General features: G+C 42.5%; 21 protein-coding genes and 1 riboswitch. Of the genes, 20 read left to right on the top strand and 1 reads right to left on the bottom strand.

Translation table 11 applies throughout. The features are described 5' to 3' along the window. Positions 1–15 precede the first annotated feature (15 nt). The 12 genes from argH (at position 16) to BLW54_RS01595 (ending at position 11,948) form a co-directional block, all read left to right on the top strand. Entirely contained in the window at positions 16–1,488 is a 1,473-nt protein-coding gene (gene argH / locus BLW54_RS01650) for an argininosuccinate lyase (RefSeq protein WP_074733075.1), read from the top strand. A gap of 366 nt (positions 1,489–1,854) precedes the next feature. After that, positions 1,855–1,986 carry a hypothetical protein gene (locus BLW54_RS21105; RefSeq protein WP_262365306.1) on the top strand — a complete coding sequence of 44 codons (132 nt, stop codon included), beginning with the start codon at positions 1,855–1,857 and terminating at the stop codon, positions 1,984–1,986. 26 nt (positions 1,987–2,012) lie between these two features. After that, positions 2,013–3,581 carry a sodium/proline symporter gene (locus BLW54_RS01645; protein ID WP_035506406.1) on the top strand — a complete coding sequence of 523 codons (1,569 nt, stop codon included), beginning with the start codon at positions 2,013–2,015 and terminating at the stop codon, positions 3,579–3,581. A 4-nt stretch (positions 3,582–3,585) separates the two neighbouring features. Continuing rightward, a complete protein-coding gene (locus tag BLW54_RS01640; RefSeq protein WP_074733074.1) occupies positions 3,586–4,068 on the top strand; it encodes a hypothetical protein in 483 nt (160 codons plus the stop codon). A gap of 477 nt (positions 4,069–4,545) precedes the next feature. Next, positions 4,546–4,677: a hypothetical protein gene (locus BLW54_RS21100; RefSeq protein ID WP_262365307.1), complete on the top strand. Its 132-nt coding sequence runs from the start codon at positions 4,546–4,548 to the stop codon at positions 4,675–4,677. A 269-nt stretch (positions 4,678–4,946) separates the two neighbouring features. Further along, on the top strand, positions 4,947–5,162 hold the full coding sequence (locus tag BLW54_RS21265; RefSeq protein WP_083391476.1) for a DUF624 domain-containing protein: 216 nt from the start codon (positions 4,947–4,949) through the stop codon (positions 5,160–5,162). Between the two features lie 359 nt (positions 5,163–5,521). Next, positions 5,522–6,442 carry an AEC family transporter gene (locus BLW54_RS01620; protein WP_074733071.1) on the top strand — a complete coding sequence of 307 codons (921 nt, stop codon included), beginning with the start codon at positions 5,522–5,524 and terminating at the stop codon, positions 6,440–6,442. Between the two features lie 126 nt (positions 6,443–6,568). Beyond that, positions 6,569–6,715 carry an SDR family oxidoreductase gene (locus BLW54_RS01615; protein ID WP_439330192.1) on the top strand — a complete coding sequence of 49 codons (147 nt, stop codon included), beginning with the start codon at positions 6,569–6,571 and terminating at the stop codon, positions 6,713–6,715. Positions 6,716–6,899: 184 nt separating this feature from the next. Continuing rightward, on the top strand, positions 6,900–7,550 hold the full coding sequence (locus tag BLW54_RS01610) for a LytTR family DNA-binding domain-containing protein (protein ID WP_074733070.1): 651 nt from the start codon (positions 6,900–6,902) through the stop codon (positions 7,548–7,550). A 127-nt stretch (positions 7,551–7,677) separates the two neighbouring features. After that, a complete protein-coding gene (scpC, locus tag BLW54_RS01605) occupies positions 7,678–9,186 on the top strand; it encodes a succinyl-CoA:acetate CoA-transferase ScpC (RefSeq protein WP_074733069.1) in 1,509 nt (502 codons plus the stop codon). A 255-nt stretch (positions 9,187–9,441) separates the two neighbouring features. After that, positions 9,442–10,284: an aldo/keto reductase gene (locus BLW54_RS01600; protein ID WP_074733068.1), complete on the top strand. Its 843-nt coding sequence runs from the start codon at positions 9,442–9,444 to the stop codon at positions 10,282–10,284. Positions 10,285–10,649: 365 nt separating this feature from the next. After that, positions 10,650–11,948 carry an ABC transporter substrate-binding protein gene (locus BLW54_RS01595; RefSeq protein ID WP_074733067.1) on the top strand — a complete coding sequence of 433 codons (1,299 nt, stop codon included), beginning with the start codon at positions 10,650–10,652 and terminating at the stop codon, positions 11,946–11,948. 270 nt (positions 11,949–12,218) lie between these two features. On the opposite strand, the gene BLW54_RS01590 is transcribed toward BLW54_RS01595, so the two are convergent. After that, positions 12,219–12,932 (bottom strand): vanadium-dependent haloperoxidase, encoded by a 714-nt coding sequence (locus BLW54_RS01590; protein WP_074733066.1) that lies wholly within the window; start codon positions 12,930–12,932, stop codon positions 12,219–12,221. 360 nt (positions 12,933–13,292) lie between these two features. Next, positions 13,293–13,394, top strand: a riboswitch (purine riboswitch). A 138-nt stretch (positions 13,395–13,532) separates the two neighbouring features. On the opposite strand from BLW54_RS01590, the gene BLW54_RS01585 reads away from it, so the two are divergent. The 8 genes from BLW54_RS01585 (at position 13,533) to BLW54_RS01550 (ending at position 20,645) form a co-directional block, all read left to right on the top strand. Further along, positions 13,533–14,120 carry a xanthine phosphoribosyltransferase gene (locus tag BLW54_RS01585; protein ID WP_035506392.1) on the top strand — a complete coding sequence of 196 codons (588 nt, stop codon included), beginning with the start codon at positions 13,533–13,535 and terminating at the stop codon, positions 14,118–14,120. After that, complete coding sequence (locus BLW54_RS01580) at positions 14,117–15,409, top strand: nucleobase:cation symporter-2 family protein (RefSeq protein ID WP_074733065.1); 1,293 nt, start codon at positions 14,117–14,119, stop codon at positions 15,407–15,409. Before BLW54_RS01585 ends, BLW54_RS01580 begins: the two co-directional genes overlap by 4 nt. Positions 15,410–15,815: 406 nt before the next feature. Next, positions 15,816–16,985: an acyl-CoA dehydrogenase family protein gene (locus BLW54_RS01575; protein ID WP_035506391.1), complete on the top strand. Its 1,170-nt coding sequence runs from the start codon at positions 15,816–15,818 to the stop codon at positions 16,983–16,985. A 23-nt stretch (positions 16,986–17,008) separates the two neighbouring features. Beyond that, entirely contained in the window at positions 17,009–17,773 is a 765-nt protein-coding gene (gene fabG / locus BLW54_RS01570; protein WP_074733064.1) for a 3-oxoacyl-ACP reductase FabG, read from the top strand. 15 nt (positions 17,774–17,788) lie between these two features. Continuing rightward, on the top strand, positions 17,789–18,223 hold the full coding sequence (locus BLW54_RS01565; RefSeq protein ID WP_035506389.1) for an FAS1-like dehydratase domain-containing protein: 435 nt from the start codon (positions 17,789–17,791) through the stop codon (positions 18,221–18,223). Next, positions 18,220–18,642 carry a MaoC/PaaZ C-terminal domain-containing protein gene (locus BLW54_RS01560; RefSeq protein ID WP_074733063.1) on the top strand — a complete coding sequence of 141 codons (423 nt, stop codon included), beginning with the start codon at positions 18,220–18,222 and terminating at the stop codon, positions 18,640–18,642. The genes BLW54_RS01565 and BLW54_RS01560 overlap by 4 nt, the downstream gene beginning before the upstream one ends. Before the next feature lie 10 nt (positions 18,643–18,652). Further along, positions 18,653–19,894: an acyl-CoA dehydrogenase family protein gene (locus BLW54_RS01555; RefSeq protein ID WP_074733062.1), complete on the top strand. Its 1,242-nt coding sequence runs from the start codon at positions 18,653–18,655 to the stop codon at positions 19,892–19,894. After that, complete coding sequence (locus tag BLW54_RS01550; protein ID WP_035506384.1) at positions 19,872–20,645, top strand: SDR family oxidoreductase; 774 nt, start codon at positions 19,872–19,874, stop codon at positions 20,643–20,645. Before BLW54_RS01555 ends, BLW54_RS01550 begins: the two co-directional genes overlap by 23 nt. Positions 20,646–20,662 lie beyond the last annotated feature (17 nt).

The following is a 20,662-nucleotide window of genomic DNA, read 5'->3' as shown; positions in this document are numbered from 1 at the left end:
CAATGAGGTGAAACTATGAGTGAATTTAAGGAGAACTTTGAAGCGGAAGATGGAACAGGATTTCCAGGTAAAACGTATGTCAATGAGTTGTTAAAACCAGTTTTCAAAGATCAAAGCGAATACCTTTTCGATGCGATGATTATGATTCACCGTGCTCATACAACAATGCTTAAAGAACAAAAAATGATTAAAGATGACGAAGCAAAGAAAATCCTTAATGGTGTGAATAAAGTATCCCAAATGAAGAAAGAGGAACTACAATATGATCCTGTTTACGAAGATTTATTTTTCTTAGTTGAATCTAAAATTGCTGAGCTGATAGGACCTGATTTGGCAGGGAAGATGCACATGGCTAAAAGTAGAAATGATATGGGAGAGGCGATGTACAGGCTGGTTCTACGGGAACATTTGCTGGAACTAATTGACCAAACAGGAGCGCTTGGTCAAACATTAATAGAGCAAGCGAAAGATCATGTGAACAACGTTATGCCTGCTCACACTCATACACAACCCGCCCAACCAACTACATTTGCTCACTATATCTTAGCTATAGCAGATAATCTCTACCGTGATGTTCAAAGGTTGTGGAATGCCTATGATGTGGTCAACCGATCGCCTATGGGAGCTGCGGCCATTACGACGACGGCTTTCCCCATTAATCGTCATCGTGTAGCAGAACTATTAGGGTTTAAAGGAGTAATGGAGAATTCCTATGATGCTATAGCTACCGGGGATTACTTGTTAGAATCAGGTCTTTCTATTGTTAGCCTGATGACAAATATGGGTCGATGGATCCAGGAATTCCTTAGAATGGCTTCACGAGAGGTAGGATTATTAAAAGTCTCAGATGCCTATGTACAAGCGAGCAGCATCATGCCTCAAAAAAGAAATCCGGTTTCTTTAGAGCATTCAAGGGCCCTGGCCAGTAGTGCTGTTGGGGAGGGGTTAACCATTGTCCAGATGATTCATAACACCCCATATGGGGATATTGTGGATACAGAAGATGATCTTCAACCACATCTTTATGAAGGGGTTGGAAAATCTTTACGAGTTGTAAAGCTGATGAGAGCGGTCATTATCACGATGTCCTTCAATAAAGACAAAGCCAGAAGCCAGGCCGCCATGAATATGATTACTATTACCGAATTAGCTGATGTTCTTGCTCGTGATTATGGGGTCCCCTTTAGAGAAGCCCATCGTTTGTCAAGCTTAGTGGCCAAAAAAAGCTTAAGTTTAAATAAAGAACTTTACGAGTTAACCCCTTATGAGGTGAATGAGTGGCTTGAGGTCGTTAAAATTTCGGAAGAGGATTGGAAAGCTATTGTTGATCCTCAACAGTTTGTTGAAAGAAGAAGTATTCAGGGGGGGCCTAATTCTAAAGTGGTGAAAGATATGATTGAAGAGCGAACAGAAGTGTGGAGAACTATGGAGAAAAATGTGAAATCCGCATGGAATCATATAGAAAAAATAAAACTGGATTTAAAATAACCGTTGGTATCAAGCTGATGTCCACTTCTCAGTTACCTTTATGGTCATGACGATTTTATGTCATGACCATAACTGTTTCCGCATGCTGTGTTTTCTCGACCTGTTCACTCCTCCTAATAGATTTAGGTCAAAAATTCACTCGTTACTGCCAGTCTGTTCCTGATTTATTCAGGCTATATGTCCGGTGAAGAGTTTAGGTGTAGTTTTCATAGACATCTTCAAACATCTATAATACTTAGTTGTCATTATGTCAAAATGTAAAAGAAATAGGTTTACATTCAGTCTATTGATGTTTGAAAATTCTGTATATAAACTTAATGATAGGTTAATAGATCAACTAAACGTTGGAATATCGGAGGTGATCCCATGTTTGAGCTTCCTTCAGTCACTTTTTGGACATTTATACCTTGGCCATTCTTGTGGCTGGGTCTGGCAACGGTCATGTATCTGAAGTTCAAAAGAGAAGACGAAAATGAAGAGGATATGGATGAAATTTAATAAAAACGGAGGTAAGGAGGAAAAGGATGAAATTAGATGGCGTTATCTTCCTTGTATATTTGCTGGTTTTATTAGGAATCGGACTATGGTTTTCACGTAATGCTTCAAAGTCCTCCGAACACTATTTACTTGGCAACAGAAGTATCGGCCCGGCAGTTACAGCCATGACGATGCAAAGCAGCTCGATGAGCGGATATATGTTTATGGGAGGCCCCGCCCTTGCCTTCCAACAAGGGTGGTATGCTCTTTGGTATGCGCTTGGGGATGCAGGTGGAGCGATTATCAATCTATCTGTATTAGGAAAGAGGATGAGGCGTATGTCCGAAGCTTTAAGTGCGCTCTCGCCCATAGAATATTTAGAGAAGCGATATGAAAGTCCAGCGGTAAGAGTGATTGGATCTGTGATTTCTATCATTTTTATCCTTGCTTATGTCTTTGCTCAATTTATAGCTTCGGGAAAAGCTTTGACAGCATTAACAGGGTGGCCCTATGAAGCAGCTCTCTTGGTCGGAGTAGGAGTGATTATTACATACACGGTTGCAGGAGGCTATTTAGCGGTCGTTTACACGGATTTTATTCAAGGGATTATTATGGTGTTGGGAGTTACAGGGATTGCCATTATGGCTTTTTCACATATTAGTCTAGGTGAAGTGAACGCCCAATTAGCTTCGATTGACCCGACTTACTTAAGCATTTGGGGCAAAGACCTTGCTTATTATGGTCAATGGGGAGTGGTGATTGGTGCGATCTTGATCTATTCCGTTGGTTATATGGGGCTTCCGCATATTGTGGTAAGACACATGTCTATGAAAAGTACAAAAACAGTCAAAGGTGCCATTATGTGGGCCGCTACATGGAATCAGTTATTTATTTTTATTCCCTACCTCCTTGGTCTCGCAGGCATTGTATTGTTACCAAACCTTGCAGATCCGGAAATGATTATTCCAGAGCTCGCCTATCAATTTTTCCCGGGAATATTCGCAGCGATTCTTTTATCTGCCATTATGGCTGCTATTATGTCCACCTCGGATTCTTTATTAATGCAAGCGGGGACCATCTTATCGAGGGATATTTATCAGCGTTTTATTGATAAAAGAGCTACTGAAAGGCGGATGGTATGGATTTCCCGTATTTGTGTCTTTGCTGGCGGAGTCATTGGATGTATCGTCGCCATCTATCAACCTCCTTCTGTTTTTACACTGGTCATTTTTTCGTTCGGTGTATTAGGGAATAGCTTCCTTGTTCCGTATGTGGCCTCTGTTTATTCAACAAAAGCCAATAACATGGGAGCGATTTTTGCCATGATCGGCGGTGCGACAACCAATATTTTGTGGACCACATTGGAGTTGGAAAATCCTACTGGTTTACACCCGTTTCTTGCAGGTCTAATCATCTCGTTCATCGGAATGTGGATCGGAAATTACTTTGGAAGAACTCCTTCTCCACAAATACAAGAAGCTGTACAGAATGCTAAAACGAGAAAGAAACTCTCCAATCCCTTGGAAAAGAAAATATCCCAGGATATGGCGTCTGAATCTAAAGTTATTTCTGACTTCGTCAGAAAGAAAATGTATATAAATGAAGGGGATGTTTAGGGATATGCGTCTGGCCAAAGTGCAAAAGGAGAGCTATGATGAAAAGGAAGTCTTACTACACCTGAAGGAAATAGAAGAAAATATAGACTTTAAAGTCATCCATAAAATCTATTATCCTTACTTCCACTTTGAATTTAACGTTCTTACCAAAGGGCTTATGAAAAAGAAGATAACCTCTGGTTGTGTGATTGATGGGGTAAATGGACGAGGCGCTCTTATTGACTGTGAACCTGGATTTAATCAGACCCCTATTGAAGCAGACCAAACAATTATGGAAGAGTTGACCTATGGAAATGCAGGAGAGGAAGCAAAACAGTTTATGTATCGTTCCGCCTCTATAAAACTGAAATCTATGTCTGTCCCTGTCCTGGCATTAAAGAAAAAGACCTTTTTTTATCGTCCCTTTTATGTAGTTGATGATGGGGACAAACGTTCGAATCACCTTTTAACGATCGACTCTATTACTGGCAACTTTCATCCTATTTGAAAGAGCGGGGATGATGTTTGCTGGAGTATGGGTTAAAATTGCTCCGATTCTATGACATCATCAAATAAACGGATGATGAAGGAACCTGCTTTAGCCAGGAAAAGCTGTCCCTGGGGATGGTTAGGGGGACTATAGGGAAACAAAATAAAGAGGTCAAGGAGCGGAGCAGCTGTATTCGCATCCTTGGCCTCTTTGTATGAGGGATTTAGACGATTTCTCTTCCTTTTTGTGTAGGCCATTGCTATAGTTAGTCCTTGTTGACGCTTATTTCTGTAATAAGGAACACAATTTTAAAATTTTGTTTAAACTAAGGCATAGGTGGGGTATAAAGACTTTGACTGCGAAAAAATATAAAAAACGCCATTTTTCTACACGCAAAATGGAAGGGTTGGGTCAATCGCATGGATGATCAAAAGAAGACCATATTCCATAAAATGTATGAAAGTCATGGATCTATAAACAGAAAGTAGGGACGTAATGAGAGAAGATATGTTAAGAGTGCTGGATCAGAGGGATTATCTCGTAAAGGAAAATAAGAGACTGCAAGAACAGTTGGAGGACGAACGCCGGAAGGTTTTTGAATTGAAACAAGAAGTGGAGAAATCTTAGGAGTTCTCCACCTCTCCACTATAGGAGAATCCATGTAGAGTTCTAACAAACAACGGGAGTTTATTGCTTCCGTTGTTTGTTTTTTGTTTGAAAGATACAACGGCTCGTAAAATCACCATTAAAAAGGATGGTGCAGGAAGGACGTTTGTTAGCTGGTGTCCTGGCTTTATGCAATTGGGGGACCCATTTCGCCCTATTGAATTTAATGTGGATGGGGGCACGTTAATAGGGGGGATCCTTTTCGGAGTGGGTCCGATCACTGTGTCCTTATATACAGTCACAGAAAAGCGGCCATAGGTGAAACAGAACCCCGGCTGGTAAAAAACTTCTTTAGGAATTTCCGGAAAGAATTTTTCAGAGCGAACGGTCTTGCTCTTGCCCTGACCTTCTTAGGTGTTGTATGTTTTTATGACCTACACTTTTTTCGTCCGTTCGATGGTATACTATTTGATATACTCTCCACGGTTGCGCCCATTTGCTGTTAACGTTCATCATTGTTCTTCTGTACATTTTGCTGGTGTATGTCCACTATGATTTGACAGTCCTGAAAACGATCAAGCAAGCCTTAGTGATTGGTTTCTTGAAACTAGTCATCTGGTGCTTATGATGATCACAGGTTTGTCTACCTATCATTTCTTCATTTCCTTTCCAGGGTTTAAAATTTTTGCTCACTTGAATATGTGGCTGGGATTGAAATGCTTTGAAAACATCGAAGAAATTAAAGTAGCAAGTGAAGCGGCGTGAAATGAGTAAAACATGGTCCTCCTCATGAGGGCCATGTTTGTTTACATTGAATCGACCCGGGGTGAGGAAGTACATGGTTACAGAGGGGAGGAGGCATCCTATGGAAATTCTATTTATTTTTCTCAATATTATCGTTCCAGTGTTCATTTTAATAGGGATTGGAGCAGCCATGCACAAAGCGTTCAAACTGGACCTCTTTACTTTAGCCAAGCTCAACATTTATTTTTTGAGCCCGGGGTTTGTGCTGGTGAATCTCTATAAATCTTCTTTTTCTCTCGACTTACTGGGGAAGGTTCTTCTTTTCTTCTCGTTATTTATATTCGTGCTCTATATTGTCGTACAGATGGTTGCATGGATTGGAAAGTATAACAAAGCCATCCGGGGAGTATTTACAAATAGTGTACTGCTTTATAACTCCGGAAACTATGGAATTCCAGTCAACGACTTGGCATTTAAACAGGATCCCTTCGCGGCCACTATCCAAGTCATCGTGATGACCTTGCAGAATGTATTTTCTTATACATATGGTGTGTTTTCCTTACGAGCGGTGGATGAAGGGAAAGGGAGGGCCCTGATTGGCTTATTGAAGATGCCGGCTATCTATGCGATGACGATCGGGGTGCTTTTGAACGTAGGAAATGTCGATGTCCCTGAGTTCATCTTGAAACCTGGGGAGTATGTAGCAAACGCCATGGTCGGCATTGCTCTGATTACTCTAGGGGCCCAAGTGGCCCAGCTTACCATTCAATTCAAACTGATCGTTGTTTATATTAGTCTATTTATCCGATTGTTGCTTGGACCGATGTTGGCGTTATTGCTTATTTGGGCCCTAGGATTTGAGGGGGTGCTAGCTCAGGCGCTGTTGATTTCCTCAGGGATGCCAAGTTCTGTGAATAGTGCAATCATCGCTCAAGAATATCGCAGCGAACCGGAGCTTGCCGCTCAAATTGTGTTAGCTTCGACAGTTTTTAGTATGGGAACGGTTACGTTGACGATCTATTTAGCTCAAATTTTGTTCTAATTTGAAAGTTGGACATATCTAGATAGCGTTCCATGCTGCCGCCTAATCGATTCGGCGACTATCCTGGCTATTTGCCTCGCCCTTTTTTGATTCAGGTGGGTATCATCCTGAGCCCCCTCTGGAAAATTGGGGCTTTCTTTTTTTATCAAGCACATGAAAAGGTGTTTGGAACGCTGGGGGACGCCGGATGATTTGCAAGGAGCAGCCATTTTCTTAGCTTCTGATGCAGCTGATTATGTGAATGGACATATCTTGAATGTTGAAGGAGGATGAATGAGCTCTTAATAGATTTATCAAAATTTTGAAAGTGAAGTGTTCCATGGAGGGCATGAAGGAAGTGGTGATTCTAGTACCGCCGGCTAAAGTATTTTGGAGACCATCCTGATCATCCTCTCGTGCGTCGGCTCAATGTATATCCTAATGGGTGCTATAATGGGAAGGAATCCATAGAGAAAGGATGATCAAAATCAGTTTAAATGCACATGTGTTGATTGATGTCATCGGAGAGCTGTTTTCTGATGAAACTTCTCTTGCATTATCGGATGCGAACAACTATGTCTATTACCGGCCCAGCAAACGTATCGATTTGAAGATCCAACCAGGCGATCCTGTAGTGGAAGGGACGATTACCCATAAAGCATTGAAATCAAAGCAGAAAGTTTCGGAGTACATGGATCGGGACATCTTTGGTGTTCCTTACTACGGGATGGCCGTTCCTTATCAGGCAGGAGGAGAGATAGCGGGATGTGTGACTGCTATATTTCCAACGTTAACGAATGCTCTGTCAGTGATTACGGTTAAAGGAAATGATGAGTGGATCCCGATTAAATACGAACATGTCTTATACATAGAAGCGAAAGCAAGAAAGACGTTTGTCGTAGGAGAGAGCCATACGGGAACGCATAAGTATTCGTTGAATGAATTTGATTTCCTGCTTCCTGCGAGCTCTTTCATCCGCTGCCATCGATCGTTTATCGTGAATATCAATCATATCCAAGCCATCTATCCAGATACACACTCTACTTTTCTATTAAAAATGAATGACGATTCGATGATTCCAGTCAGTCAATCGCACTCGAGTTATTTTAGAAAATTACTAGGGTTCTGATTCTTCTTTTCTATCGTTCATTCTGCTCGTCTATAACGAATAATGACCATTTCGTCGGAAATCTCCAATTAAAACCATCCGATAAGATAGACTATTTATAAAAGTCAGAAAAAAGAGGTGGAGTTCTATGGTCAACGATTATAGCCGTATTTTGAATGAAGGTTTGAGAGAACGTGTAGTTCCGGCGGATGTAGCAGCCTCATGGATTGAAAATGGGATGACATTAGGGTTGAGTGGATTTACTCGGGCAGGGGATGTGAAGGCGTTCCCCGATGCACTGGTGAAAAGAGCGGAGACTGAATCCTTTAAGGTGAATGTGTTTACAGGAGCATCGTTAGGTTCAGATGTTGATAAAATGTTTGCCGAAGCCGGTATCATAAGTAAGCGCTTACCCTTTCAGGCGGATGCAACGATGCGACGGGAGATCAATGACGGTGCCTTTCACTTTGTCGATCAGCATCTTTCCCATACAGCAGAAATGCTGCGGCAAAAAGTCTTACCTAAAGTTGATTATGCGATTTTGGAAGCGGTTTCTATTAAAGAGGACGGAACGATTATTCCGACAACCTCTGTAGGAAATTCGCTAGCGTTTGCGCAACATGCAGATGGAATCATTGTCGAAATCAATGAATCCCAACCAAGATCTCTTGAGGGGGTCCATGACCTTTATACTTTAGATCAACAAGGGAGCCGTGATCCAATCCCGCTCGTAAGTCCAGAAGACAAAATCGGAACTTCTGGCATTCAGGTAGACCCAGATAAAATCATCGGCATTATCTTCACCAGCCAATTGGATTCCCCTTCAACGATCGTCCCTCCCGATCAGGATACCCGGCTGATCGCCGGACACTTGATTGATTTCCTGAAAGAGGAGGTGGAGATCGGACGTCTTCCTCAAAACCTGGTCCCTTTGCAATCCGGAATCGGTTCGGTAGCCAATGCCGTATTCCACGGACTCTTGGAGTCAGATTTTGAAAATCTAAGCGTCTATTCTGAAGTTCTTCAGGATGCCGTGTTCGATTTAATTGATGCAGGAAAAGTAAACTTCGCATCCGGGTGCTCGATCACGCTATCGGAGGAGAAAATGAAACAGGTCTTTTCGAACTTTGAAAACTACCGGGATCATCTTGTTTTACGTCCACAGGAAATATCCAATCATCCTGAAATCATTCGCCGTCTCGGTCTTATTTCTATCAATACAGCGATCGAGATGGATATCTACGGAAATGTGAATTCTACCCATGTACGTGGGACAAAAATGATGAACGGCATTGGGGGATCAGGAGATTTTGCAAGAAATGCGAGAGTAGGAATTTTCGTTACCAAATCAATAGCCAAGGACGGAAAGGTATCGAGTATTGTTCCATTCGTTTCTCATGTCGATCATACAGAGCACGATGTGGATATCATCGTCACAGAACAAGGGTATGCGGACTTGCGAGGATTGGCCCCTCGTGAGCGGGTGGAGTTAATCATCAGTCGTTGTGCACACCCGAGTTATCGAGAACAGCTTTACGATTATTATCAAGCAGCTTTAGAACGTGGTGGCCATACACCCCACGTCTTAGAAGAAGCCTTATCCTGGCATATTGGGTATGAAAAAGAAGGCACCATGCAGAAATTGGTACGAGCTTAGCAAAGAAGCCGGAAACGAAAACATGTCGAACTTCGAGGCGCATTTTCGTACCTTTATCCTGTGGAACTTCACCACTAAAACGAGAGAGAAACGGTTATTATATGGAGATAGAGGCAGACACTTTTTATTAGTGTCTGCTCTTTTTTAGTACATAAGTGCTTCTCAAAATCCAGGGTGAAGAACAGCAGTTCAATGATTTGGAAGGCCATCATAGAAATGGTAATCTTAAACTAATAGAGGAAGGAGTGGATAGTTATGAGTTTAGCAATCCCAGAAGTCAAACTTCATGATGGTTTGACATTGCCAGTGATCGGTTTGGGTACATATAAGCTAAAGGGGAATGAAGGGGTCAATGCCATAAATAATGCTATTGATACCGGTTATCGCCTCATCGATACAGCTTATAATTATGAAAACGAAGGAACGGTTGGCAAAGCTATTCAACGGACGGCGGTTCCAAGAGAAGAATTAAGAATCACATCCAAGCTGCCAGGTCGTTACCATTCGTATGATCAAGCAATCCGTACAATCCAAGAATCCTTATACCGGGGAAATCTCGATTACTATGACTTATATCTTATTCATTGGCCTAACCCTAAACAGGATATCTATGTAGAAGCGTGGCAAGCATTAATCGATGCGAAAAAATGGGGGCTTATACGTTCGATTGGTGTCTGTAATTTCTTACCTGAACATATGGAACACTTAGAGAAGGAAACCGGCATAAAGCCAAGCATCAACCAAATAGAGTTACACCCATTTTTCAATCAAGAACAACAAAGAATATGGCACGAAGAAAAAAATATCCAAACCGAATCGTGGAGTCCTTTAGCCAGAGCAAGTGAAGTTTTACAAAACGAAACCATTCGATCCATTGCTGATGATCATAATAAGACGATTTCCCAGGTTATTTTACGATGGCATTACCAATTAGGGGCGATCTCCATTCCAAAATCTTCGTCTCCTGAACGTCAGCTAGAAAATATCTCGATATTTGATTTTTCTCTAAGTGATACAGAAATGGGCAGGATAGCAGAGTTAACTCGTCCAAATGGTAGAATAAACGATCAAGATCCAGCGACTTATGAAGAATTTTAATCATGATCTTTAATTAAAGGACGGAGATAATAATACAAGGCAGGTACCTCAGCGAGTTTCAAATGGGGTACCTGTTTTTTTACTTCCATTTAACAAAATAATTCTGATTTCTTCCTCTTCTCTAGTGATTTCATTTAATGCTAGATATATAGATTCAGTCTAAAAGTTCGACATTAATATTGACAATTTTCCGAAAATGTAATAGATTTTATATTAATGCAAACGTTTTCTTTGTGCTTGGAAGCTCTTTTATAAAAAAATGTAATCGTTTCCATAAATTCGCAAGTGAAAATATAAAAGAGTGAAAAAGACGTGTTTAGCTAAGCCATTCTTTTTATCAAATACATAATCAGGGAGAGAGTTATATGAAGACGATAACGTTTCGTTCGTGTGTGGGTACCGTTTTGTTAACATCAGTTATAGCTTTAACGGGGTGTTCATTTTCATCCAGTTCCAGTGAAGAGAGTTCTTCAGAGGATCAGGTGACGGTTGATGTGTTTCAACAAAAAGTTGAGTTTAAAGATCAATTTGAAGAGTTGGTTCGTATCTATGAAGAAGAAAATCCGGATGTCAATATAAATGTTCAAACTGTAGGCGGTGGAAACGATTATGAAGCCGCATTGAAATCTACCTTCTCTGCTGGTGAAGAACCAGATATTTTCAATGCTGACGGGCCGACAGCCATTGAGGAGTATGAAGAGTATTTAGCGGATGTTTCAGATACGAAGGCTGTTGACGCAGCACTCGAAGGTACACTTTCTGCTGTCAAAAGAGATGAGAAAGTTCTTGGATTGCCATTTAATCAAGAAGGATATGGCCTTCTTTATAATAAGCAAGTGTTTGAAGAGGCAGGTATTAATCCTAATGATATTCAAACCTTCGAAGACTTGGAAGGAGCTGTCGAAACGTTAGAAAGTCAAAAGGAAGAGTTAGGAATCGAAGCTCCATTTGCCCTCGCAGCTAAAGAAAAATGGGTGATCGGAAGCCATTTGGCGAACACCTTTTTAGCGGATGAATTCAATCATGATGTAATGGAAGCCTATGAAGCAGATTCTGTGGAATTTACCATGGGGGAGCAAATGAAACGATTTTTAGATTTGCAAAATGAGTATTCAATCCAACCTACTCTGAACTTAGACTATTCGCAGCAAGTGGAAGAGCATTTTTCGCTGGGAAATGTAGCGATGATTCAACAAGGGAACTGGGTATATAACACAATAGAGCAAATGGACCCTGAATTCGCCGAAAATAACGTAGGACTATTACCGATCCCTGTAGAAGGGTATGAGGGAAGTGTTCCTGTTGGAGTGCCGAACTACTGGGTCGTTAATAAAGAGTCGGAAGATGAGGTAGTTCAAGCAAGTAAGGATTTCTTAGATTGGATGTATACGTCTGAGGCGGGTAAAGAATTTGTTACAGATGAATTTAAGTTTATTCCTGCGTATGAAGGATATGAAGATATGGAAATTGCTGATCCTATTTCTCAAGAAATTTACAATTATGCCAGCGAGGGAAATACCATCGGTTGGATTTTCCTTGGAGCACCAACTTCTTGGACAGAAGAGGTTATGGCTTCTGCTATGCAGGAATATATAGCCGGTGATATTACGTGGGAAGAAGTGGAAGAGCAAGCGTCATCTGCTTGGGAGAAAGCCCGTCAATAATTTGTAAGATAGGAAAGAGAAAGACTTATAGAGTGATGTCGTTTATCTCTAATCATGATCTTAACTAAAGGTTAGATAATAAATAAGGCAGGTCCCCCGTGTGTTTCAAGGGGGGACCTGTTTTATTTTTAAGTTTATAAATACAAGCCGTGAATTCTCGTTACCAAAGGCATGGGCAACGAGGATAGGGAATTCGTTTAACATGAGACCTTCGAAAAGAAACAGCGCTCAGGGGAGATTGCTTTATAGGTCTTACCATCAAACGTGTCTTTAATAAGGATTGAGATTTTGTGCTCTCAGTACGTTTACAACGATATCACCGATTTGTCTACCTAATCTTAATCCTTCATCATTATCCACTTTAAAATGTACCCCCGCGTACAAGCGTGATAAAGCGCATTCTTCCATAGTCTTTTTTATGCTTTCTGCTTCTGGTGGAAAGAAATACTTTAATATGGATTCCGCACATCCTGCTACAGTGGCATGAGCAGAAGGATAGGATGGAAAGCGCGGGGTAATTAAAATAGGAGTTAGGTTTTGGTCGTATTGGTTTGGACGTGCCACATCCCAAAGGTATTTAAAATGCCACGAAATTACAAAGGCATCGTTGACAGCAGAGTGGAAGTATCCGAGTATTCTGGCAATCTCCGGCGACCCAATCCTGTATTTTTTGGCCAAATTGAAAATCATAGGAAGCATATTCTGAGTGGCTTCAGCATTCCCCCAGTATTGCGCCAGTTGTATGTTTTGAGGTGTCAAGGAAGATAAGGTCTGTTCCACAAACGATAGCTCTGTTCCCCAGTCAATGTGATCAGGATTTTTAATTTGCCAATGAATCCGCTGTCTAAAAGGATCCGAAAATTCATTGTTTCCTTGCCTGAAAATAAAAAACATTGGAAAGTAAGCTGGTGCGGGATAGGGTTCAGGTGGGGTTTGTTCTCCTGGATAAGGGTATTCTGACCACTTTCTGTAACTTATTCTCATTCATCCATCCCCTTATAGTCTTCTATTTATTATTTATGTGTAAGGGTAATCAACGATACCACTATATGAAAAATAGGAATGGATAAGAAGCAGATCATTGGATTCCTTTTGATAAGGCCCCCGATCTACTTGTAGTTAGAATCTGATTTGTCTCCAGAAGGTATAGTTTTATAGGAAAGGTACCACACAGGCGATTTGATTGAAGGGGCATGTTCACGGCACGGTGATGGTTTCGTATTTCGCTCAAAGAATAGAGGATATCGAAACAATAAAGGTAATGGGGAAACTGGAAAAATTTATTTCGACAAAATTCTTGCCTGCAGGTATTGTTATCTTTCAATCTCGTGCTATACTTGTCTTAACATTTATATATCGTATTTTCATATAATCGCAGGGATATGGCCTGCAAGTTTCTACCGGTTTACCGTAAATGAACCGACTATGGAAAAAGCAATAGTATGGTGGGATGCCCCTATTTTAGGGAAGTCTCTCTTTTGTTTTGATTTTTCAAAGCCCGAAATGCTTTGCTTTCCTCATAGTTGGTGTGGAAAGTAAAAGCATTTCGGGCTTTTTATTTGTATACAGAGAAAGGTGATGGGGATGGAATTACTAGAACAAAAGATATTGAGCGAGGGAAAAGTATTGTCTGACACGGTGGTTAAGGTTGATTCGTTTCTGAATCATCAGGTTGACCCGGTGTTGATGCAGAAAATCGGTGAGGAGTTTGCTGCTCGTTTTTCTGATAAAAAAATTACGAAGGTTTTAACACTCGAGTCTTCCGGTATTGCACCGGCAACGATGACAGGGTTAACGCTAGGGGTTCCCGCTGTTTTTGCAAGGAAGCGGAAGTCTCTCACCCTTGTCGATCATCTTTATACCGCAGAGGTTCACTCGTTTACGAAGAATACAACCAATGAAATATCGGTTTCGAAAGATTATATTTCCAAGGATGATACGGTCCTTATTCTTGATGACTTCCTTGCAAATGGCCAGGCTGTCCGGGGACTGATGGACATTGTGAAGCAGGCGGATGCTTCGCTTGCTGGTGTAGGCATCATTATTGAAAAAGGTTTTCAGGAAGGTGGAAAACAATTAAGGGAACAAGATATCCGGATAGAGTCGCTGGCAACGATCGCTTCATTAGAAGGTGGAAAAATTGACTTCAAAAACGAGGGGGCAACGGTATGAAAACAGCAGCATTAGGTATTCAACATCTACTTGCCATGTATGCAGGAGCGATTCTAGTTCCGTTGATCGTCGGGGAAGCCTTGGGTCTCTCACCTGAACAATTGACGTATCTGGTAGCCATCGACATTTTGATGTGTGGAGTGGCGACAATCTTACAGGTGATCAACACCCGTTTTTTTGGAATCGGACTTCCTGTCGTTTTAGGTTGTACGTTTACGGCAGTTGGGCCGATGATCGCTATCGGGGGGCAGTATGGGGTCTCGGCTATTTACGGTTCGATCCTCGTTTCTGGTGTTTTCGTTATTGTGATCGGTCGTTTTTTTGGTAAATTGGTTCGTTTTTTCCCGCCTGTTGTTACAGGTACCGTTGTGACCGTGATTGGGATTACCCTAATTCCTGTAGCTATCAATAACATGGGCGGAGGAGAAGGTGCGAGTGATTTCGGCTCTCTAACCAATATTTCCTTAGCTTTTGGAACGTTAGCCTTCATTATTTGTATGTATCGATTTACAGATGGCTTTATTCGTTCGGTATCCATCTTAATCGGTTTAATTGTTGGAACTGTAGCGGCAGCATTTATGGGGAAAGTGAGCTACACTTCCGTAACAGAAGCATCCGTATTCCACATGGTGGAGCCTTTTTATTTTGGGATGCCAACCTTTCACTGGTCGGCTATTCTGACGATGATTTTAGTTGCCATGGTATCTTTGGTTGAATCGACAGGTGTGTATTTTGCCGTAGGAGACCTGAAAAATAAAAACGTTCAAGAAGAGGACCTGGCTAAAGGGTATCGGGCAGAAGGGCTTGCCATTTTCCTTGGTGGTATCTTCAATGCCTTTCCTTATACGGCTTTTTCTCAAAACGTTGGTTTAATGCACATGACTGGAGTCAAATCTCGTAAAGTCATCTTTGTGACAGGTGTCATGCTCGTTACGCTGGGATTTATCCCTAAAATTGCCGCTTTGACGACAATTATTCCATCTGCTGTACTAGGCGGGGCCATGGTGGCGATGTTCGGAATGGTGATTGCTCAAGGAATTAAAATGTTGAGTGAAGTGATAGGTGATTCTACGGAAAATTCGATGATTGTCGCTTGTTCGGTCGGTATGGGCCTTGGTGTTACAGTTGTCCCTGAATTATTTGCTAAACTTCCATCAAGTATCCAGATTTTGACGAGTAACGGGATCGTCGCTGGCAGTGTGACGGCAATCGTCTTGAATATCGTTTTTAATATGATTCCAAAAAGAGGGAGCAAAACTGTCAGGGTACTGGAAGAAAAGAGTGCCTGACAAAAACGGGTTCATTCCACAGCAAAACAAGACATAATTTAGTAACATAGGAATAAGGAAGACCTATAGAGTGATGAGAACGATATACCCGAATAATAGCCATTTAAGGCCATTATTCGGGTTATTTTTGTTTTTTTAATGAATCACCTGGAAGGAAAGTCTCTTTTGAGACATGAAGTTGCTTGCAACACTCTTTAAGAAAGAGACTTTCAAGCGCAAGACTCTCGTTTTATTTGTTCAGGAAGCGTTGAATGATGTTCCCACATCGATTCATTAAATATGGATAATTTCCTAATAGCTGTTGTATTTTTAGAAAATTTACAATAATATAAAATTAAACATACCTACCGGTTGGTATGTGGAATCGGGGAGACCCTGCACGAAAAATAAGAATGGGGATGATGGTATGCATTTGCGTTTGACCGATGAACAAGAAATGGTAAGAAAGACGATACGGAAATTTGTGGAGAAAGAATTAATTCCGCTTGAAAATGATGTATTAAGGAACGAAAGAGAAGGAAAACCAAGTCTCCCTGAAGGTAAGATGGAAGAATTGCAGCAAAAAGCCAAAGAAGCCGGTTTTTGGGGGATTAATACTCCTGAAGAATATGGTGGGGCTGATTTGGGGCAAATGATGCTGGCCATTGTGCAGATGGAAGTGGCTCGCACATTCGTTCCGTTCCAATTCGGAGGTTCTGCGGATAACATTTTGTACTATGGCAATGAGGAACAAAAAGAAAAATACTTGATTCCAACCATCAATGGGGAGAAAAAATCTTGCTTTGCGATGACAGAGCCTGGAGCGGGCTCAGATACGCAAAACCTTCGTATGACCGCGGTGAAAGACGGCGATGAGTGGGTGTTGAACGGTGAGAAAACATTCATAACAGGTGGAAACGAAGCTGATTTTGTCATGGCAATTGCGATTACGGACAAAGAACTTCATAAGTCCTCCCATGGCAGAAAAGGGGTGACCTGCTTTATCGTGGACCGAGCGATGGGCTGGGAGTCCGAATATATCCATACGATGGGAGAATGGGGGCCTGCGTCCCTTATTTTCGAAAATGTCCGTGTTCCAGAAGAAAATATCTTAGGGGAAATTAACCATGGTTATGATCTTGGACTCGAATGGATCGGGTTTGCCCGTTGGATTGTTGGGGCCCGTGCGGTGGGAGCTGCTGAACGTCTCCTCAATATGGCTATCGATTATGCCAATGAACGGGAAACATTTGGGAAGCCCATAGCGACACGACAGGCGATCCAATGGCAAATCGCAGATTCAGCTGTTGAAATTGAAGCGGCCAAGTGGTTGGTATTGAATGCAGCTTTTACGCTGGATCAGGGTGAGGATAACCGTCATTACGCTTCCATGGCGAAGTTGTATGGAGCGAATATGGGGAATAACGTCATCGACCGTGTCCTTCAAATTCATGGAGGAATGGGGTATACCAGAGAGTTGCCGATCGAACGATGGTACCGGGAAGCCAGACTTTGGAGAATTTACGATGGGACGGATGAAATCCAGCGTCTGATTATCTCTCGTAATCTATTAAAAGGACATGTGAAAATCGGGTAGTCATTTAAAGGAGGAAGAAGAACATGGCAGGTAGATTTGAAAATCAAGTGGCCTTCGTTACGGGTGGCAGCCGTGGGATCGGCAAAGGAATTACCAGACGTTTCGCGGAAGAGGGGGCTAAGGTCGCCATCATCGATATCAATGAAGAGGCTTTACAGGAAGTGGAAGCCGAGTTCAGAGACGAAGGTTTTGATGTTTTTTGTAAAGTAGCGAATGTGGGCGAATTCGACCAAGTGGAAGCCGCCGTGAAGGAGGCTTACGAACGGTTCGGCTCTCTCGACATTTTAGTCAACAATGCCGGAGTCATCCGGGACAATATGCTATTTAAAATGACAGATGCGGACTGGAGTACCGTAATGGATGTTCACCTCAAGGGATCCTTCAATGCGGCTCGTGCGGCACAGCAGTATATGGTCGAAAATAAATATGGCCGGATCATCAACATCTCCTCCACCTCTGCACTAGGAAATCGTGGTCAGGCGAACTACGCGACAGCAAAAGCAGGCTTGCAAGGGTTCACTAAAACATTGGCGATCGAGCTTGGAAAGTTTGGGATTACGGCAAACGCGGTTGCTCCTGGCTTTATTGAAACGGAAATGACGAAAGAGACCGCCTCACGGATCGGCATTTCTTTCGAAGAACTTGTTAAAGCAAGTATTAATAAAATCCCGGCTGGACGAAGTGGGAAACCTGAAGATATCGCTAATGCCGTGGCATTTTTCGCGGATCAACATTCTTCATTTGTAAATGGTCAGGTGTTGTATGTCGCTGGCGGTCCAAAAAATTAAAAGGAGGGCCTTCTGATGTTTAAACAGGCCATTGGGAAAAGATCCGATAAAGTGAAAAACAAGGTTGAGAGAGGAGCGGTCAAAAAGTTTGCCGAAGCCATTGGTGATTCTCACCCTGTTTTCGTTGATGATGTGAAGTTCTCCAGGAATATTGCGCCCCCTACTTTCCCACGAATATTTGATTATGGAAAAATTGAAGGTCTGGATTTACCGAAAAAAGGGTTGATCCATGGGGAGCAGACCTATCATTATGAGCGGCCGTTGCTCGTCGGGGAAGACGTCCTCTGTTATGCAGAGGTGGAAGATTATTATGAAAGAAGCGGGAAAAGCGGAGACATGGGGTTTCTCAAAGTGAAACGTTACGGAGAAGATTTGGGGGGGAAGATGATTTTCTCTGAAGAGCAGGTGGTGATCATTACCGAAGCTGTAAGAAAGGAGATGCATGTATGACATTGCTAGGAGAATTACAAGCAGGAGAGTCGCTGGAGTCTGTCACCCTTCCTCCTGTCTCAAGGCTTGATCTGATTAAATATGCAGGAGCCTCTGGGGATTATAATCCGATTCATACGATCGACGAAGAAGCAAAAAAAGCAGGGCTTCCAGGGGTAATTGCCCATGGGATGTGGACGATGGGCAATCTTGCAAAACTATTCACCCCCTACTATGAAGAGGGATTCATCCAGGACTATTCCATCCGTTTCAAAGGAATGGTGTTTTTGAATGATCGCATCACGTTACATGCAGTCGTGGATGATAATAAGGAAGAAGAGATGACATTTGATGTCTGTGCAAAGAATCAAAAGGGGAAAAATGTTATTGAAGGTCATGTCACATTTTGTAAGCGCTTAATAGAAGCGGTTACATATTAAGGGGGAGCTTATGGAATTTGAATATTCACAGAAAGTGAAAGATCTCCAGGTCAAATTGACTCGATTTATGGAAGAACATATTTATCCAAATGAAGCGTTGTATGAGGAGCAGCTCGACAAGCATGATCGCTTTGCTGTAATCCCGCAGGTCTTGGATGAACTGAAGCATAAAGCAAAAGAAGCCGGTTTATGGAATTTGTTTTTACCAGAAAGTGAATATGGGGCTGGATTGACCAATACCGAATATGCCCCTCTTTGTGAAATCATGGGCCGTTCAGCCATCGCTCCAGAGGTGTTCAATTGTGCTGCTCCTGATACAGGGAATATGGAAGTGCTCGTCAGATATGGCACAGATGAGCAAAAAGAGCAATGGTTGCAGCCACTCTTGAATGGTGATATCCGTTCCTGCTTTTCTATGACGGAGCCTGATGTGGCCTCCTCTGATGCTACAAACATCCAGACAAGTATTACAAAAGTTGGAGACGAATATGTCATTAATGGCACGAAATGGTGGTCGTCCGGAGCAGGAGATCCCCGTTGTAAAATCAGTATCGTGATGGGAAAAACTGACCCGGACGCTTCCAGGCACGAGCAGCAATCTATGATTCTCGTACCTTTGGATACGCCAGGAGTTACGATCAAACGGATGCTCCCGGTGTTTGGATATGATCATGCCCCGCATGGCCATGCCGAAATTGAGTTTAAAGATGTCCGTGTGCCTGTATCCAATCTTATATGGGGGGAAGGGAAAGGCTTTGCCATCGCTCAAGGTCGTCTCGGACCAGGACGGATCCATCATTGTATGAGAACAATCGGAGCAGCTGAGCGAGCATTGGAAGAATTGTGTGAGCGTGTAAGCGAGCGAGAAGCGTTCGGTAAGAAGCTTGCTGATCAAGGGGTCGTTCGCGAATGGATTGCAGATTCCCGCATTGAAATAGAGCAAGCGCGCCTGCTTACTTTAAAGGCTGCTTATATGATGGATACGGTTGGAAATAAAGAGGCAAAATCAGAGATTGCGATGATCAAAGTAGTGGCTCCGAATATGGCATTGAAAGTCATCGATCGGGCAATTCAAGCGTTCGGAGCTGCGGGAGTCAGTGCGGATCAAGGGCTTGCGGCGAAATGGGCGAATATCCGTACACTTAGACTAGCAGATGGACCTGATGAGGTACATCGGCGAGCGATTGCTAAATATGAACTTGCTAAATCTCAAGAACGGAGGGAAATGCATGCACGCGAAAGAACTTTTTGATTTGACAGGTAAAGTGGCTCTTGTCACCGGCGGGGGGAGAGGATTAGGGAAACAAATCGCCGAAGGCTTAGCTGAATCAGGGGCCCATGTCGTCGTTTGTTCGAGAAAAGTGGAGGCATGCCAAGAAGTAAGCAAGCAACTGAAACAGCTTGGAGTCGATTCCCTCGCATTCGAGTGTGACGTGACAAACCGGGATCAGATGCAAAAAGTCGTTGATCAAACCGTTGATCATTTTGGGCGTATTGACATTCTGATCAATAACAGTGGGGCAACGTGGGGAGCTCCTGTTGAGGAAATGCCTCTAGAAGCATGGCAAAAGGTGTTCAATGTCAATGTAACTGGGACTTTTCTTATGTCGCAAATGGTAGGGAAAGTCATGTTGGAACAAGGTTCAGGAAAGATTATCAATATTTCCTCCGTTGCTGGCATGAAGGGATCGGATCCGAAGTATATGGATACGATCGGCTACAATTCTAGTAAAGGGGCCATCCTCACTTTTACTAAGGATCTTGCTGTCAAATGGGGACCGCGAGGCATTCATGTCAATGCGATCGCCCCTGGCTTTTTCCCTACAAAAATGTCCAAGGTTTTAATGGATCAAGGGGAGGAGGCTTTTTTACAAGGGACCCCGTTACGCAAATTTGGAAGTGAAGATGACTTAAAGGGCGCAGCTATTTTCTTAAGCTCTGCTGCATCGAACCATATCACAGGGGATGTCATGATTGTCGATGGCGGTACACACGCGATGTAAAGATTAGAAAGGAGTGG

It is taken from the genome of Halobacillus karajensis, assembly GCF_900108515.1.
Lineage (GTDB): Bacteria > Bacillota > Bacilli > Bacillales > Halobacillaceae > Halobacillus > Halobacillus karajensis.
This window is presented reverse-complemented; position numbering and strand designations above follow the sequence as displayed.